Origin of the sequence: Rhodopseudomonas sp. P2A-2r (assembly GCF_026015985.1) — a bacterium.
Taxonomy (GTDB): domain Bacteria; phylum Pseudomonadota; class Alphaproteobacteria; order Rhizobiales; family Xanthobacteraceae; genus Tardiphaga.
Genome location: NZ_CP110389.1, coordinates 6,184,792 through 6,200,789 on the forward strand (window position 1 = coordinate 6,184,792; position 15,998 = coordinate 6,200,789).

14 protein-coding genes and 1 pseudogene are annotated in these 15,998 nt (G+C 66.0%); 13 read left to right on the forward strand and 2 right to left on the reverse strand.

The features are described 5' to 3' along the window. The first annotated feature begins 44 nt into the window (after positions 1 to 44). The 10 genes from ONR75_RS29755 (at position 45) to ONR75_RS29800 (ending at position 11,788) form a co-directional block, all read left to right on the forward strand. Complete coding sequence (locus ONR75_RS29755) at positions 45 to 1,205, forward strand: acyl-CoA dehydrogenase family protein (RefSeq protein ID WP_265080413.1); 1,161 nt, start codon at positions 45 to 47, stop codon at positions 1,203 to 1,205. 50 nt (positions 1,206 to 1,255) lie between these two features. Beyond that, positions 1,256 to 2,599: an MFS transporter gene (locus tag ONR75_RS29760; RefSeq protein WP_265080414.1), complete on the forward strand. Its 1,344-nt coding sequence runs from the start codon at positions 1,256 to 1,258 to the stop codon at positions 2,597 to 2,599. A gap of 84 nt (positions 2,600 to 2,683) precedes the next feature. Further along, positions 2,684 to 3,436 (forward strand): thermonuclease family protein, encoded by a 753-nt coding sequence (locus tag ONR75_RS29765; protein WP_265080415.1) that lies wholly within the window; start codon positions 2,684 to 2,686, stop codon positions 3,434 to 3,436. 66 nt (positions 3,437 to 3,502) lie between these two features. Beyond that, a complete protein-coding gene (locus tag ONR75_RS29770; protein ID WP_265080416.1) occupies positions 3,503 to 3,988 on the forward strand; it encodes a hypothetical protein in 486 nt (161 codons plus the stop codon). Positions 3,989 to 4,131: 143 nt separating this feature from the next. Continuing rightward, entirely contained in the window at positions 4,132 to 5,823 is a 1,692-nt protein-coding gene (locus ONR75_RS29775) for a thiamine pyrophosphate-dependent enzyme (RefSeq protein ID WP_265080417.1), read from the forward strand. 389 nt (positions 5,824 to 6,212) lie between these two features. Beyond that, on the forward strand, positions 6,213 to 7,352 hold the full coding sequence (locus ONR75_RS29780) for an MFS transporter (protein ID WP_265080418.1): 1,140 nt from the start codon (positions 6,213 to 6,215) through the stop codon (positions 7,350 to 7,352). 239 nt (positions 7,353 to 7,591) lie between these two features. Beyond that, a complete protein-coding gene (locus tag ONR75_RS29785; RefSeq protein ID WP_265080419.1) occupies positions 7,592 to 8,374 on the forward strand; it encodes an ABC transporter ATP-binding protein in 783 nt (260 codons plus the stop codon). Next, positions 8,371 to 9,231: an ABC transporter permease gene (locus ONR75_RS29790; RefSeq protein ID WP_265080420.1), complete on the forward strand. Its 861-nt coding sequence runs from the start codon at positions 8,371 to 8,373 to the stop codon at positions 9,229 to 9,231. Before ONR75_RS29785 ends, ONR75_RS29790 begins: the two co-directional genes overlap by 4 nt. 29 nt (positions 9,232 to 9,260) lie before the next feature. Then, positions 9,261 to 10,229: an ABC transporter substrate-binding protein gene (locus ONR75_RS29795; protein WP_265080421.1), complete on the forward strand. Its 969-nt coding sequence runs from the start codon at positions 9,261 to 9,263 to the stop codon at positions 10,227 to 10,229. 218 nt (positions 10,230 to 10,447) lie between these two features. Continuing rightward, on the forward strand, positions 10,448 to 11,788 hold the full coding sequence (locus ONR75_RS29800) for an amidase (RefSeq protein WP_265080422.1): 1,341 nt from the start codon (positions 10,448 to 10,450) through the stop codon (positions 11,786 to 11,788). A gap of 143 nt (positions 11,789 to 11,931) precedes the next feature. Here ONR75_RS29800 and ONR75_RS29805 read toward each other — a convergent pair whose 3' ends face one another. Continuing rightward, entirely contained in the window at positions 11,932 to 12,474 is a 543-nt protein-coding gene (locus ONR75_RS29805; protein ID WP_265080423.1) for a cupin domain-containing protein, read from the reverse strand. 170 nt (positions 12,475 to 12,644) lie between these two features. On the opposite strand from ONR75_RS29805, the gene ONR75_RS29810 reads away from it, so the two are divergent. Next, positions 12,645 to 12,860: a CsbD family protein gene (locus tag ONR75_RS29810; protein ID WP_265080424.1), complete on the forward strand. Its 216-nt coding sequence runs from the start codon at positions 12,645 to 12,647 to the stop codon at positions 12,858 to 12,860. A gap of 267 nt (positions 12,861 to 13,127) precedes the next feature. On the opposite strand, the pseudogene ggt reads toward ONR75_RS29810, so the two are convergent. Then, a pseudogene (gene ggt / locus ONR75_RS29815) lies at positions 13,128 to 14,713 on the reverse strand (gamma-glutamyltransferase). Positions 14,714 to 14,877: 164 nt separating this feature from the next. Here ggt and ONR75_RS29820 point away from each other — a divergent pair. Both ONR75_RS29820 and ONR75_RS29825 read left to right on the forward strand, forming a co-directional pair. Next, positions 14,878 to 15,684 carry a rhodanese-related sulfurtransferase gene (locus tag ONR75_RS29820; protein ID WP_265080425.1) on the forward strand — a complete coding sequence of 269 codons (807 nt, stop codon included), beginning with the start codon at positions 14,878 to 14,880 and terminating at the stop codon, positions 15,682 to 15,684. Then, positions 15,677 to 15,889, forward strand: coding sequence for a SlyX family protein (locus ONR75_RS29825; RefSeq protein ID WP_265080426.1), 213 nt, complete (start codon positions 15,677 to 15,679; stop codon positions 15,887 to 15,889). Before ONR75_RS29820 ends, ONR75_RS29825 begins: the two co-directional genes overlap by 8 nt. Positions 15,890 to 15,998: the final 109 nt, after the last annotated feature.

The window sequence follows — 15,998 nt, forward strand, 5'->3', positions numbered from 1 at the left end:
GTCATCGCCTTGCGTGGCGGAGAGCGACCGGAGAATTCGCATCCATGACTGACCGAGCCAACCTTATCGCCGCCAAGGTCGAGGCCTTTGTCCGCAGCGTGGTGATTCCCTGCGAGAAGGATCCGCGCACTGGACCGCACGGCCCGAGCGATGAACTGGTGCAGGAACTGCGCGACAGGGCGCGCGCCGCCGGCGTGCTGACGCCGCACATTCTGCCGGACGGATCGCACCTGACGCAGCGTGAGACGGCAACGGCGCTGATCGCATCCGGTCTGTCGCCGCTGGGACCTCTGGCCTGCAACACCATGGCGCCCGACGAGGGCAACATGTACCTGCTCGGCAAGGTCGGCAGCGCCGAGCAGAAGGCGCGCTTCCTCGAGCCGCTGGTCTCCGGCCGCGCGCGCTCGGCGTTCTTCATGACCGAGCCGGCGGAAGACGGCGGCGCCGGCTCCGATCCGTCGATGATGCAGACCACCTGCACGCTCGACGGCAATCACTGGGTCATCAACGGCAAGAAGAAATTCATCACCGGCGCGGAGGGCGCCAAAGTCGGCATCGTGATGGCGAAGTCCGACGACGGCGCCTGCCTGTTCCTGGTGGACCTGCCGGACCCCGCGATCCGTACGCTGCGCATTCTCGACACCATCGACAGTTCGATGCCCGGCGGCCATGCCGAGGTGGCTATCGAGAACCTGCGGGTGCCTGCCGACCAGATGCTCGGCGCGGCCGGCGACGGCTTCAAATATGCCCAGATCCGCCTCAGCCCGGCGCGGCTGTCGCACTGCATGCGCTGGCTGGGCCTGGCGATCCGCGCCAACGAGATCGCCACCGACTATGCCTGCCGCCGCCATGCCTTCGGCAAGCCGCTGGTGGATCACGAAGGCGTCGGCTTCATGCTGGCGGAGAACCTGATCGACATCAAGGCGTCGGAGCTGATGATCGACTGGTGCGCCGGCGTGCTCGACACCGGCTCGCTCGGCACCGCCGAGAGCTCGATGGCCAAGGTGGCAGTGTCGGAATCGCTGATGCGCATCGCCGACCGCTGCGTGCAGGTGATGGGCGGCAACGGCGTCTCCGGCGACACCATCGTCGAGCAGGCCTTTCGCGAGATCCGCGCCTTCCGCATCTATGACGGCCCCACCGAAGTGCACAAATGGTCGCTCGCCAAGAAGATCAAGCGCGACTGGAAGAACGCACAGCATTGAGCGGGCCCGCGCATCACGGCTGGCGGCTTCTGCTGCGGCGGGAATGGATTTTGCCGCTGGCGATCCTGCTCAGCGGCGTGCTGCTGCAGTCGATGAACGTGCTGATGCTGGCCACCGTGCTGCCATCCATCGTCGGCGAGCTCGGCGGCGTCCACATGTTGAGCTGGCCGACCACCGCCTTTCTCGCCTCCTCCATTGTCGCCGCCAGCAGCGCCGGCATGATCGCGGCGGTCATCGGTCCGCGGCGGACCTACTGTCTTGGCGTGACAGTCTTCGGCTGCGGCGCGCTGTTCTGCTCGCTGGCGCCGACCATGGATTTCATCGTCGCCGGACGCCTGATCCAGGGGTTCGGCGGCGGCCTCGAAGTGGCCGTGGCCTATGTGCTGGTGCGCGGCACGTTTCCCGAGCCGGTGTGGGCACGGGTGATCGCGCTGCTGTCGACGGGCTGGAGCATGTCGGTGCTGATCGGCCCGATGGTCGGCGGCCTGTTCGCCCGTTACGGCCACTGGCGCGCCGCGTTCGTCACGACCGCCGCCGTCGCCGCGCTGCTGGCGGTCGGCGCCTTCTTCCTGCTGCCACGGACAATCGCGCCCGGCACGACGCCCCGCGTCCCGTTCGGGCGTCTCGCTTTGATCTGCATCGCCATCGCCGCGATGTCGTCGGCATCGATCGTCGCCGCTCCGCTGACCCAGGCCGGGCTGATCGCGCTGGCGATCCTGTCGCTGGCGCTGATGCTGCGCATCAACCGTGCGGCCACGTCGCCTTTGCTGCCGACCGACGCGTTTTCGCTGCGCACGCCGGCCGGCGTCGGGTTGTGGCTGGCGCTGCTGCTGTGCATCGCGTTCAGCCCGCTGCAGATCTACGTGCCGATGTTCCTCCAGCACTTCCAGGGACTCGATCCGCTGGCCGCCGGATTTGTCGTCGCCAGCGCCTCGCTGGGCTGGACCTGCGCATCGCTGGTCACCGCCGGCGTGCCGAAGCCATGGCCGCAACGGCTGATGGTGACGGGACCGGCGACCATGATCGTCAGCCTGATGGCGCTGGCCTGGCTGACGTCGAGCTCGGCAACGGCGCCCCTGCTTCCGGCCATCGCGCTGCTCGGCATCGGCATGGGCCAGTGCTGGCCGTTCGTTGCGCACAGCGTCATGAGCAGCGCCAGGCCCGGCGAGGAGGCGGTGGCCGCCACGTCGGTTCCCACCGTGCAGCAAATGGGCTTCGCCCTCGGCGCGGCCGCTGCCGGACTCGCCGCCAACCTCAGCGGCCTCGGGGACGACGTGTCCGCCGCAGGCATGGCAAGCGCCGCGTTCTGGGTTCCGGCGAGCTTCGGGATGATCGCGCTCGGCGCTTGCCTGATGGCGTTGCGCCTGCGGCGACTACGCGGGGCGGCCACGTAAACACGGGCGTTTGCAGCGCGGCATTTTGCGCTTGCGTCGTTCTCGCTCATGCCCGTAATTTGGCGCGAAACCTGAAAGAAGCAGATGCGCTTTGTCGTTGCGTTGGTGACTATCCTGGCAGCAGGTCCGAGCTGGGCCGCCAGTACAATCGTCAAGGACGGCGGCACGCTGGACGTTGCCGGCGTCACCTACCGGCTGGACGGCATCGACGCCCCGTCCGTCGATCAGACCTGCATCGACGAGCACGCCGACTCCTGGGCCTGCGGCGTCGATGCGCGCGATCGCCTGACCAGGATGATCGCCGATCGCAAGGTGACCTGCGAGGACCTCGGCGCCGATGCCACGTTCAAGCAGCGCCGCGCCGGCCTCTGCACCATCGATGGCGACAAGGACAGCCTCAACCGGCAACTGGTGCGGCTGGGCTATGCCGTCAGCGTCGAGCCCTCGGTCAAGGGCCGCTTCGCGGCCGACGCCGCGACCGCAAGGGATGCCCGCGCGGGATTATGGCGCGGCTGCTTCGTGGCGCCGCAGGATTTCCGCCGCTGGGACAAGACGGCGCCGTTGCTGGGCACATCCTGCGCCAGCGACAAGGATCAGGAACTGCGCGCATCGCTGTTTCCCGACGAACCGGTCACGCCGCCGGGTTGTTCGATCAAGGGCAAATATTCTGCGCGCGCCCGCGTGACCGGTCACGTCGGCATCTTCCACATGCAGGGCTGTCGCAGCTATGCCGCCCTCGCCAAGCTGGAGCGCTGGTTCTGCTCCGCCGAGGACGCACAGGCCAACGGATTTCGCAAGGCGTTCAATTGCCTTGGCAGCAGCCGACGGCAGCCCTGACCGGCAACCTTGCGGCTCGCCGCCGCGCAGCATTGAACGAAGCTGCCGCTTGCGCGACCAATGGCGATGAGCGAGAGCGGCCCAGCGACCAGCCCGAGTGAATCCGAGTGCCGCCATGACAAGGTGCGCGAATGGATCATCGACGCGCTTTCGCTGGCTACGGCCGGAGCTGCCGTTTCTCATTACAATCCGGACGGCATTCTGGCCACGATCATCATCGCCGCCGGCGCATCGGTGGTCGGGGCTGTGGTCTGGCGAACCCTCTGGGTTTTGAGTAGCATCATGCTCGCAAGCGTCGGCGTGTTGATCTACTTCTTCACCCTCATGCACGCGATGAGCTTTGGGCTGCCCGCCATGGTGCTCGCGATGTTCGTTCCCGGGATCGCACAGGCCTATGTGATCTGGGCGTTGTGGGCCGCAACAGGCACGCTGCTGCATCCGCTGATGCTGATGTGCCTGGCGTGGCTGGTTCTGCTCGGGATCTGCCTGTTCGAACAGAAGCTGTTCGCAGGTTGGCGTCCACGACGGTCGAAAGTCACGTCGCTCTGCTAGCGCCGCCGTCTTGTCGATTGTTCCGGCGAACGCTCACGATATTGTTTACGGGGATCGGGACAACCGCGGTGCGAGCCGCGCATCCGGCGGCTATGCTGCGGGCATCCCTGCCTCGCCGCATCGCGGCTTTTCCCGGAGCTGTCATGTCGAAAACCGTCGCCGATGAACTCGTCCATGTGCTCGAAACAATCGGCGTGCAGCAGATCTTCGGCCTGATCGCCGACTCGCTCAATCCGCTGGCGGATTCGGTGCGGCGCAGTTCCATTGAATGGGTCGGCGTGCGCCATGAGGAAGGCGCGGCGCTGGCCGCCGCGGGGCAAGCCAAACTCACCGGCCGGCTCGGCGTCTGCGCCGGCTCAACGGGGCCGGGCTCGACCCATCTGGTGGCCGGACTCTACGAGGCCGCGCGCGACCACGCGCCGGTGCTGGCGCTGTCCGGCGAGATGGCGCGGGCGCAGAAGGGCACCGACTTCTTCCAGACCACCGAGCCGGATCTGCTGTTTCGCGACGTGGCGCTCTACACCCAGACAGTGTCCACCGCCGCGCAGGCGCCCGGCGTCATTCATCAGGCAATCTCCGCCGCCTATGCCGGCCCCGGCGTCGCGCATCTGACCTTGCCGGTGGACGTGCTGACATCGAAAGCGGCGGGCGCGACCGCGAGTCTGGCCACGCTGGTCCCCCGCGGCGAGATCCTGCCCAACGACGCCGCAGTGAACGAGGCCGTCCGGCGCATCGACGCGGCCGAGAGCGTGGTCATCATGTGCGGCCATGGCGCGCTCGGCACCGCCGAGTTGTTGCGCGCGCTGAGCGACAGGTTGAAAGCGCCTTTGGTGCATTCGGTGCGTGGCAAGGAGATCATGGCGTTTCATGACCCGCGCTGGATGGGCGGCCTCGGCATGATCGGCACCAAGGCGGTCTACAACGCCGTGCATGACTGCGACCTGCTGGTCATGGTCGGCACCGACTATCCCTATTCCAACTTCCTGCCGCCCAAGGGCCACGTCATCCAGATCGACGAGCGCGCGCAAGTGCTGGGCCGGCGCACGCCGACCGAACTCGGCGTCATCGGCTCGGCGCGGCCGACGCTGAAACTGCTGCTCGACAAGGTGGCCGCCAAGACGGACGGAGACTTCTTCGACAAGACAAGCCGCGCACGCGCGAAATGGGATGCCATGCTCGACGAGCAGGCCGACCCCGCGCGCAGCAAGGACAAGATCCACCCGCAGGCGGTGGCGCGCATGGCCGGCGACCTGGCGCGGCCGGACGCCATCTTCGTGCTCGATACCGGATTGAACACGCTGTGGTCGGCCAACTACATCCGGCAGCACGGCACCCAGCGCATCACCGGCTCGTTCAACAACGCTGCCGTGGGCACCGCGGTCGGCCAGGGCAACGGCATCCAGGCGCTGGACCGCAGCAAGCAGGTGATCGTGCTGACCGGCGACGGCGGCTTCAACATGCTGATGGGTGAGTTCATGACCGCCGTGCATCACAAGCTGCCGATCAAGGTCATCGTCTACAACAACTCCGCCCTCGGCCTGATCACGCTGGAAGCCGAAAGCGTCGGCCTCGCGCCGTTCCGCGAGGCGATCGAATTCCCCAATCCGGATTTCGCCGCACTGGCGCGCGCCTGCGGCGCGCAGGGGTTCACGGCGAAGCTGCCCGGCGAGCTGAAGAAGGCCATCGCCGACGCACTGGCCTGCGACGGTCCTGCCATCGTCGATTGCGTGGTCGCAGCGGACGAAGTGCCTAACCTGCCGCATATCGAAGCCAGCATGGTCGGCAACTATGCGCTGGCGAAGATCAAGGAAGCGGTGATGGCAGTCACCGGCTGACCCTCCCGGCGGCAGGCGCGACTTCACGGTCGCGCGCCACCCCGCCGGCCGGTGGGCGAAATGCGGCCAGGTCGGCGCAGGCTTCGGTCGCCGGCGAAACTCTGCTCTGCAGAGAACGCGCAGCCGGCGACTGTCGTCGCACCCAACGCATACCCGCCCAGCCGGGTTCGTCATTGCGAAGCGTGAAGCGACGAAGCAATCTGGGAACCACAAGAAGAATGACCGGATGGCTTCGTCGCAAGTGTTCTTCGCAATGACCTCTCCTTCAAGGATGACCCGCCGCTCATGACCGAAGCCATTGCAACGCCTGCCGCCGCGCCTGCGAAAAATCCTTTGCCGCGCTGCGCCACCCCGGCTTCCGCGCCCAGTTCATCACCTATGTGATCGCCATGATGGCGGACAATATCGAGCACGTGATCAGCTACTGGGTGGTGTTCCAGAAATTCCAGTCACCAGCGCTTGGCGGCTTCGCCATCCTGTCGCACTGGCTGCCGTTCCTGCTGTTCTCGGTGGCCTCCGGCGCGCTGGCGGACCGCTTCGATCCGCGCCGCGTGATCCAGGCCGGCATGGGCCTGTTCATCACCGCCTCGCTCGGCTGGGGCTATTTCTTCGTCACCGACACGCTGCAGATGTGGCAGGCCATGGTGCTGCTGGTGATCCACGGCTGCGCCGGCGTGCTGTGGCAGACGCCGAACCAGATGCTGCTCTACGACGTGGTCGGCGGCAAGGATCTGGAAAGCGCGGTGCGGCTCAACGCCATGGCGCGCTATCTCGGCATCCTGATCGGCCCCGCGGTGGGCGGCGTGATCCTGCTGGCGCTCGGCCCGGCCCACGGCATCATGCTCAACACCATCTTCTACCTGCCGCTGGTGCTGTGGCTGATGAAGGCGCCCTACGGCCCCAAATTCCGCAAGGGCACGCCGCCGCCGCGCCGTGCTGTGCGCGGCCTTGCCGACATCGTCACGACCATGCGCGATGTGCGGCCGCACCGGGTGATCGTGTCGATGACGCTGCTCGCCGGCGCGGCGTCGTTCTTCGTCGGCAACGCCTACAGTTCGCAGATGCCGGGCTTCGCCGGCGATCTCGGCCATGGCGACCCAGGCGTCGCCTACAGCTCGCTGCTGGCGGCGGATGCGGCCGGCGCAATGGCCGCCGGCCTCGCGCTGGAAGGACGCGGCCTGCTGCCGCCGCGGCCGCGCACCGCGGTGCTGCTGGCGATATCGTGGTGCGCCGCGCTGACTGCCTTCGCGCTGTCGCGCAGCTATACGCTGGCGCTGCTGTTCCTGTTCGCCGCGGGCTTCCTCGAACTGTCGTTCAGCGCCATGGCGCAGAGCCTGGTGCAGCTCAACGCGCCCATGGAGATGCGCGGACGCGTCATCGGCCTGTTCAACATGGCGAGCCTTGGCCTGCGCGCCTTCAGCGGCATCTCTGTCGGCCTTGTCGGCAGCCTGATCGGCATCCACTGGTCGCTGGCCTTGTCGGCGCTGGCAACCATGACGGTGGCCGGCGGCCTGCTGGCGCTGCGCTGAGCGCACGCACACGAACGCGCAACCTCTTGAAGTCGGGTGTTCTGAACAAAGAACACTGAAGCGTTTTTAAAAATGCAATTTCGCGCGTTGCACAAATTCGCGCCTCAATGTTTCGAAGCTTGCCCAAAGCGGGAGCAGGCGACGCGCGGATGGCCCACCAAACCTCCGACTTCTTCTGGCATCGGCAATGCCAGATAATGGCACGCAAGTTGCGTTAGAGGCGGCATCAGGGAGAACCGATGCCGCCCATGCCCGTCCAACTCACCGTCAGCAACGTCACCAAGTCCTTCGCAGCCAAGGCCGGCGAGGTGCGCGTGCTCGACGATCTCTCATTCACCATCAACGAACGCGATTTTGTCAGCATCATCGGCCCGTCCGGCTGCGGCAAGACGACGATCTTCAACATCATCGCCGGCCTGCTGGAACCCGATGGCGGCACCATGCACTACCGCGGCGAGGAGATCGAAAGCCTGCGCGGCCGCGTCGGCTACATGATGCAGAAGGACCTGCTGTTTCCGTGGCGCACCGTGCTCGGCAATGTGCTGCTCGGGCTGGAGACGCGCGGCGTCGACAGGCAGGAAGCCGAGGCCAAGGCGCGCGACTATCTCAAGGGTTTTGGCCTTGCCGGTTTCGAGAACGCCTATCCGAAAACGCTGTCCGGCGGCATGCGGCAGCGCGTGGCGCTGATCCGCACGCTGATCATGGATCCCGACATCCTGCTGCTCGACGAGCCGTTCTCGGCGCTGGACTACCAGACGCGGCTATATCTGGAAGGCGTGCTGAAGGATGCGGTCGAGACCTACCACAAGACGGTGATCCTGGTGACCCACGACATCGACGAGGCCGTGGCGCTGTCGAAGCGCGTGGTGGTGCTGTCGGGCCGTCCGGCGCGGGTCAAGATCGTGCACGACATCGACATTTCCGCGCACTCGCCCATCGAGGCGCGCAACGACGCAAAGTTCTCCGGCTACTTCAACAAGCTGTGCGCCGAATTGGACATCCAGACCGAGAAGACATCGTGAGCCTCGTGATCCCCAACGCCACCACTGCCACGCCGCTGAAGACATCCAAACGTCGCGCCAGAAAACGCTCGGCCTTCGACACCACGCTCGGCCGCGCCGCGCTGCAATTGCTGGCGGTGATCGTGTTCTTCGCGATCTGGGAGGCCGGCGTGCGCATCGGCTGGATCTCGGCCTTCCTGATGGGTTCGCCGTTCGGCATCTTTGCCCAGGCGTGGAAGCTGATCGTGACCGGCGAGCTGCTGTCCGACACCTGGTACACGCTGTTCGAGGCGATCCTCGGCTTCATCATCGGCACCATCGCCGGCTCGCTGGTGGGCCTGGCGCTGTGGTACTCGACATTCGTCGCCAAACTTGTCGAGCCCTTCATCGTCGCCATCAATTCGGTGCCGAAGATCGCGCTGGCGCCGATCGTGGTGCTGTGGTTCGGCACCGGGCTGATCTCCAAAGTGGCGCTGGCGGTATCGCTCACCGCTCTGGTGGCGCTGATCGCGGCCTATCAGGCGGCCAAGGACGCCGACACCGACCTGCAGTCGCTGATGATCTCCATGGGCGCCGACAAGCACCAGGTGTTCTGGCAGGCGGTGGTGCCGTCGACCCTGCCGGCGATCATCGCCACCTTCCGCATCAATATCGGCTTCGGGCTGGTCGGCGCGGTGGTCGGCGAGTTCATCTCGTCGCAGCGCGGCCTCGGCCACATGATCTTCATCGCCTCCAGCCTGTACGACCTCAACTCGGTCTGGGTCGGGCTGTTCACGCTGATGGTGATGGGCTTCGTCCTCTATTACGTGATCGACATCATCGAGCGCAAAACGCTGCCGTGGAAGATGACCGGCACCTCGCACCAGATCCAGGTTTGAATTTCCTTCCCACCCACGGAGACCTTTCCATGTCGTTGCTCAAGCGTATCGTCGGCGCCACCGCGCTGGCCGGATTGCTGCTCGCCACCCCGGCGATGGCCCAGACAAAGAAGGTGGTGATCTCGCAGGCGTTCCAGTCGATGCTGTACCTGCCGCTCTACGTGGCCATCGACGAGGGCTTCTTCACCGCGCAGGGCCTCGACGTCACCAAGGAAACCGCCGGCGCGCCAAGCGTGGCGCTGTCCGCGGTGATTTCCGGCAGCGCGCAGTTCTCGATCCACGGCCCGGAATGGACCGCGATCGCCGCCTCCAAGGGCGCGCCGGTGGGCATCATCGCCAATGTGGTCAACGGCGCCGCGGTGTGGATCGCCACCGCGCCGGACTTCAAGTTCACCGACATCAAGGGCCTCAAGGGCCAGAAGATCGTCACCGGCACCATGCCGACCACCAGCACCTCGCTGTTCATCAAGCTGCTGAAGGAGAACGGGCTGGACGCCAAGACCGATGTGGAGATGATCCAGGTGGCGATCGGCACCGAGCCCGGACCGTTCCTGGCCAAGCAGGCCGACGTCGCCGTGATGTACGAGCCCGGCCTCGACCAGGTGGTCGCCAAGGGCATGAAGGTGGTGTTCGGCTTCCCGAAGGCCTACGGCGCCTACGCCTTCTCCGCCGTCACCGCGCGCAACGACGTCGACCCCGACCTCGCCCAGCGCGTCACCAACGGCATGGAAATGGCCATGCGCTTCATGGCCAAGGACCCGGCCAAGACGGTGGCCGTCGCGCAGAAGGAATTCCCGACGCTGGACCCGGCGGTGGTGGAATCCGCCGTCAAGCGCATGATCGCCGACGGCGTCTATCCCCCGAGCGTCGACATCTCCGCGCCGTCGCTGAAGGTCTCCATGGATACCCAGATTGCACTCGGCAATCTTTCCGCGCAGCCCGACTACGACAAGTTCGTGGTGAAGAAGTACATCGAACCGGCGCTGAAGCTGAAGTAAGGTCGGACAGCAGATCTCAGGCTCGTGCCCCGGATGCGGTGCAACGCGTCGCACTTGCGACGTGGTGCGCCGCTGATCCGGGGCCCAGCTTGCTGTTAAAGTAGTGGGTCCCGGATCTGCGAAGCGGCATAGCGGCGATGCAAGTGCATCGCCTGAAATGCCGCATCGCCTCCGGGACACAAATTTTGCGTCTGGCGCTTATTTCAGGAAACACCACCATGACCTCCCTCATCGTTCCCGACGCCGGGGTTCTCGAACTGCTGCGCAGCTTCAGGGCCGACGAAGCCTCGGCCGACACCTACGCCGCCGCGCAGCTCGAAAAAGCAAAGGCCATCGAGCCGGTGCTGAAGGCGTTCGAGGTGCTGCCGACCGACATCACGCGAAAGCCCGGGCCGCTGTCCGGCATTGCGGTTGCCATCAAGGACATCATCGCCACAGCGGACATGGTGACCACCAACGGCTCGCCTGTTTACAGGGACCACGTGCCGGCCGCCGATGCCTGGGTGGTGGAGCGGCTGCGCAATCTGGGCGCGACGATTTTCGGCAAGACCGTCTCGACCGAATTCGCCTGGCGGCATCCCGGCCCCACCACCAATCCATGGAACGCCAAGCACACGCCGGGCGGTTCGTCGTCCGGCTCGGCCGCGGCCGTGGCCGCCGGCATCGTGCCGCTGGCGCTGGGCTCGCAGACGCTGGGATCGGTGATCCGCCCGGCGGCGTTCAACGGCGTGGTCGGCTTCAAGCCGAGCTTTGGCGCGATCCCGCGCAGCGGCGTGCATCCGCTCAGCCCCTCGCTCGATCATGTCGGATTTTTCGCGCGTCGCGTCGACGACGTGGCGCTGGCACTGTCACTGCTGGCAGGCAGCAGCGACAGCGATCGCCATGGACGCACGCTGCCCGCGTTCGAAGTATCGATCGCGGATGGCGTGCAACCGCAGGCGATGCCGCGGCTCGCAGTGGTGCGCTTCGCCAAATACGATCGCGTCGAAGCAGCGCAACAGCAGTTGCTCGACGCTGGAATCGAAAAATTGCGCAGCGCCGGCGCTGTCGTGGAGGAACTGGAGCTGCCCGCACTCGACGCCGGCAACTGGGATGCGATCAATGCCATCCTCGCTGCCGAGGGTGCTTCGATCTTCGAAGACCTGGTGACGCGGTTTCCGGATCGCACCAGCGTCAGGCTCAAGGAGCTGGTGCAGAGCGGCAAGGCCATCGCCGCCACCGATTATCTCGCAGCCCGTGCGCAACAGGCAAAACTGCAGGCGGCCTTCTCCGACGATCTCGCCGGCTTCGACGCGGTGCTGACGCTGCCGGCCTTCGGCGAGGCACCGGAGGGACTGGGCTACACCGGCGACGCCGAATATTGCGCGCCGTGGACGCTGCTCGGCGTGCCGGCAATCGCATTGCCCGCGGGCTTCGGCACCAAGGGCCTGCCGCTCGGGCTGCAACTGGTCGGGGCTTACAGGCAGGACCTGCATCTGCTGCAGGTGGCGAAATGGGTGGAGAGCGTGCTGGGGTGGCGCTCCCTCTCCCCGCTCTGCGCGGGGAGAGGGCCGGGGTGAGGGTCGGGGCACGGCATCACCGCGACTGAGCGGCAGGCACATCAGCAAGTGAATATTGAGTCAGTGCCCCGCCCCTCACCCGACATTCGCTTCGCGAATGTCGACCTCTCCCCGCGCAGAGCGGGGAGAGGTGAGAATCGCGGTTACTTCGTCACCGCGCCGTCGGGATGGGTGGGATCGACCCACAGCACGTTCTCGACCTTTTCCGCCGGCTCGATGTCGAGATTGATCGCCACTGCCTCGCCGTCGCTGCGCACCAGCACGCATTCCAGCACCTCGTCGGGGCTGGCGTTGATTTCCTGATGCGGCACGTAAGGCGGCACGAAGATGAAATCGCCGGGACCGGCCTCGCCGGTGAACTGCAGGCGATCGCCCCAGCGCATCCGGGCCTTGCCCTTCACGACGTAGATCACGCTTTCGAGGTGGCCGTGGTGATGCGCGCCGGTCTTGGCGTCGGGCTTGATTGACACGGTGCCGGCCCAGAGCTTCTGCGCGCCGGTGCGGGCGAAGTTGATCGCCGCCTTGCGGTCCATGCCGGCGGTGGACGGCACGTTGGGATCGAGCTTGTCGGCAGGGATCACGCGAATGCCGTCGTGCTTCCAGCGGTCGGGATCGTGGCTGTGATCGTGGTCGTGAGAATGATCGTGCGAATGGTCGTGAGGATGATTGTGGTCGTGTCCGGACATGATGTTGCTTTCGGTGGTTCCGCGGCGCGTCGCGAAAGGATGCGACATCACGTCCCGGAGAGCGAGGAACATTCAACTGAGCTGGCGCTTGTCTCGGCGAAGCTCACGCAGGGCCGGGCATTCGGAAAGTCGTTTTCCCGATGCCGGCCTCAACCCGAGAGGAGTACCCCATGGGTGCCACCACAGACAAGATCAAGGGAACCGCGAACGAACTGGCCGGCAAGGCCAAGCAGGGCATTGGCGAAGCCACGGGCAACGATCGCCTGCAGGGCGAAGGCCTGATCCAGGAAGGCAAGGGCCACGCGCAGCAGGCCGTCGGCGATGCCAAGCAGGCCGCCAAGGATGCCGCCGACAAGGCCGCGGACTTCGCGCACAAGAAACTCTGAGCGAATTTCAGCGGGCGGAGTTTTGACTCCTCCGTACGCTGAGGCGACGCTGCGAAAGCCGGTCCCGCAAGGGGCCGGTTTTTTGCGTTCAGGAGTTACCAGGACACGACCCGTTTCCCGGACGCGGTGCGGCATTCTTCATGCCGCTCCGCGTCCGGGATCCCCGTGCATGACAACGGCGGGACCCCGGATCTGCAGCGCACCACGCCGCTTCGCGGCTTGGTGCGCTGCGTCCGGGGAACGGTCCCTCGGTTCGTCACGAGACCCTCAATACCCCAGCGCGCAGCCGTCCTTGCGGGGTTCGGAGCCGCCGGTGAGCGTGCCCTTCTCCCAGTCGATCCAGATCGCCTGGGCGCCGCCCCACGGCGAAACCGGGCGTCCGATGACGTGGCCGATTTTCGCCAGTCCGTCGGCGATCTCGCTGGAGACGCCGCTCTCAAGCCCATAGACGCCCTCGTAATGCAGGCCGCGCGGCAGGTCGATGGCCTCCTGCACGTCCATGCCGTAGTCGACCATGTTGGTCAGCACGTGGGTTTGCCCAACCGGCTGGTACTGGCCGCCCATCACAGCGAACGACATTTTGGCGCGGCCGTTTTCCGTCGTCATGGAGGGGATGATGGTGTGCAGCGGGCGCTTGCCCGGGGCGATGCAGTTGGGATGGCCGGGCTGCACGCGGAAGCCGGCGCCGCGGTTCTGCATCACCACGCCGGTCTTGTTCGACACGACAGCCGAACCGAACGCATGCGCCACCGAATTGATGAACGAGCAGACGTTGCGATCCTTGTCGATCACGGTGATGTAGACGGTCTCGGGATTGATCGGCGGCTTGACGTCGGGCAGTTCGACCAAAGCGTCCATGCGAATTTTTGCGGCCCAGTCGGCGGCGAACTGCTTGGAGAGAATGCGCTCGATGTCGATGCCGACATAAGCGGGATCGCCGATGTCCTGCTCGCGCATCAGGTAGGCGATGCGCGCAGCCTCGGCCTCGAGGTGGAAGCGCTCGATGCTCAACGGCGGATATTTGGCCAGATCGAAGTTGCTGAGGATGTTGAGCATCACCAGCATGGTGATGCCCGGGCCGTTGGGCGGGCACTGCCAGACGTCGAGGCCCTTGTAGTTGGTCGACAGCGGCGTGGTGCGCTCGGTCGTGTGGTCGGCGAAGTCCTGCATGGTGTGCAGGCCGCCGTTGGCGCGCAGCGTCTCCACCATGTCCTCGGCGACATAGCCCTTGTAGAAGCCGTCGGGGCCGAGCCTGGCGATGGTGCGCAGGGTCTGGCCCAGTTCCGGCTGCTTCATGACGTCGCCGGCCACCGGCGCCTCGTTGTTCTTCAAGAGATAGCGCGGCGCATTGATGCCGGCGCGGATCTTCTCGAGATTGTTCTTCCAGTCGAAGGCGACGCGCGGCGCCACCACATAGCCCTCCTCGGCGGCCTTGATGGCCGGCTGCAGCAGGGTGTCGAGGCCGAACTTGCCGTGATCCTTCAGGATCGTCGCCCAGGCATCGATGGAGCCGGGAACGGTAACCGCGTGCGGGCCCGTGGTCGGGATCGCATACATCTTGCGCTCCATGTACCACTCCGCGGTCGCGGCCTTCGGCGCGCGGCCGGAGCCGTTGTAGGAATGCACCCGGCCCTCGCCCTTGGGCTGGATCAGCGCAAAGCAGTCGCCGCCGATGCCGGTGGACTGCGGCTCGATCACCCCTGCAGCGCGCAGGCGGCCACCGCCGCGTCCGCCGCCGTGCCGCCGGCCTTCAGCACCTCGATGGCGGTCAGCGTCGCCTGCGGATGCGAACTCGCCGCCATGCCGTTAAGTGAATGGACCGTGGAGCGGCCGGCGAGATGGAAATTCCTCATGCCAAGATTCTCATTTCAGGTGGTTTGCGCCGATCGGGCGCCGGTTTGGAGACGGGGAACGCAGCGTATCTGGCATGCCAAGGCCGTCGAGGGCAATGCTCAGAGCGGGATGACGGCTGTGCGCCGGCCTTTCCCCGGCTCCGCGGCGCTGGTAAACCCCCGCCATGTTCAAGGTTGCCGCTCTCTACCAGTTTGCCGCTTTGCCGGATTTCGCCGAGCTGCGCGAACCGCTGCGGGTGCTGTGTGCCGGCCTCAATCTCCGGGGCAGCGTGCTGCTGGCCGAGGAAGGCATCAACGGCACCGTGGCGGGCACCGACGACGCCATCGACGCCCTGGTGGCGGAGCTGACGCAGGGCGCGCTGTTCGGTGGACGGCTGGACCGGCTCGAACTGAAATTCTCCCGCGCCTCGGCGATGCCGTTTCTGCACCTGAAAATCAGGCTGAAAAAGGAAATCGTCACGCTGGGCGCGCCGCACGCCGATCCCACCCGGCAGGTCGGCACCTATGTCGATCCCGCCGACTGGAACGCGGTGATGGCCGATGACGACACGCTGCTGCTCGACACCCGCAACGCCTTCGAGGTGGCGATGGGCACGTTCGAAGGCGCGGTCGATCCGCAGATCAAGAGCTTCGGCCAGTTCAAGGACTTCGTCGCCCGCACGCTCGATCCGGCGAAGCACCGGAAGATCGCGATGTTCTGCACCGGCGGCATCCGCTGCGAGAAGGCCAGCTCCTATTTGCTGGCGCAGGGCTTTGCCGAGGTCTTTCACCTCAAGGGCGGCATTTTGAAATATCTCGAGCAGGTGCCGGAGCGGGAGAGCCGCTGGCGCGGCGACTGCTTCGTGTTCGACGGCCGCATCGCGCTCGGCCATGGACTCAAGGAAAGCCAGTCGATCGCCGCGGACGCGCCGATCAATTCCGACGATTTCGACCTGCTGCACGCGCGCGCGAAAGAGGCCGCCCATGACTGAGGCCGAACTGAGCGCGCGCATCGACGCGCTGGAAACCCGCCTGACCTATCAGGACGAGACCATCGAGACGCTCAACGCCACCATCACCGCGCAATGGAAGCAGATCGACGCGCTGACAAGGCAGGTCGCGACATTGGGCGAGCGCGTGCAGGAAGCCGAGCACAATTCCGGCGCGCCCAGCAACGAACCGCCGCCGCATTATTGAGATCAAGCGAAGGCGCAAATGGTCTCCCTCCCCGGAGCGCAGCGCAGCCGCGCGAGGTGGGGAGGGTCGGCCGAACGAAGCGATGCGCAGCATCGCTAAAGTGGAGGCC

Bases quoted from the DNA above. Each gene is read 5' to 3' on its own strand.
- ONR75_RS29755 (WP_265080413.1), top strand. From the start codon at position 45: ATGACTGACCGAGCCAACCTTATCGCCGCCAAGGTCGAGGCCTTTGTC.
- ONR75_RS29765 (WP_265080415.1), top strand. From the start codon at position 2,684: ATGCGCTTTGTCGTTGCGTTGGTGACTATCCTGGCAGCAGGTCCGAGC.
- ONR75_RS29770 (WP_265080416.1), top strand. From the start codon at position 3,503: ATGAGCGAGAGCGGCCCAGCGACCAGCCCGAGTGAATCCGAGTGCCGC.
- ONR75_RS29775 (WP_265080417.1), top strand. From the start codon at position 4,132: ATGTCGAAAACCGTCGCCGATGAACTCGTCCATGTGCTCGAAACAATC.
- ONR75_RS29780 (WP_265080418.1), top strand. From the start codon at position 6,213: ATGATGGCGGACAATATCGAGCACGTGATCAGCTACTGGGTGGTGTTC.
- ONR75_RS29785 (WP_265080419.1), top strand. From the start codon at position 7,592: ATGCCGCCCATGCCCGTCCAACTCACCGTCAGCAACGTCACCAAGTCC.
- ONR75_RS29795 (WP_265080421.1), top strand. From the start codon at position 9,261: ATGTCGTTGCTCAAGCGTATCGTCGGCGCCACCGCGCTGGCCGGATTG.
- ONR75_RS29800 (WP_265080422.1), top strand. From the start codon at position 10,448: ATGACCTCCCTCATCGTTCCCGACGCCGGGGTTCTCGAACTGCTGCGC.
- ONR75_RS29805 (WP_265080423.1), bottom strand. From the start codon at position 12,474: ATGTCCGGACACGACCACAATCATCCTCACGACCATTCGCACGATCAT.
- ONR75_RS29810 (WP_265080424.1), top strand. From the start codon at position 12,645: ATGGGTGCCACCACAGACAAGATCAAGGGAACCGCGAACGAACTGGCC.
- ONR75_RS29820 (WP_265080425.1), top strand. From the start codon at position 14,878: ATGTTCAAGGTTGCCGCTCTCTACCAGTTTGCCGCTTTGCCGGATTTC.
- ONR75_RS29825 (WP_265080426.1), top strand. From the start codon at position 15,677: ATGACTGAGGCCGAACTGAGCGCGCGCATCGACGCGCTGGAAACCCGC.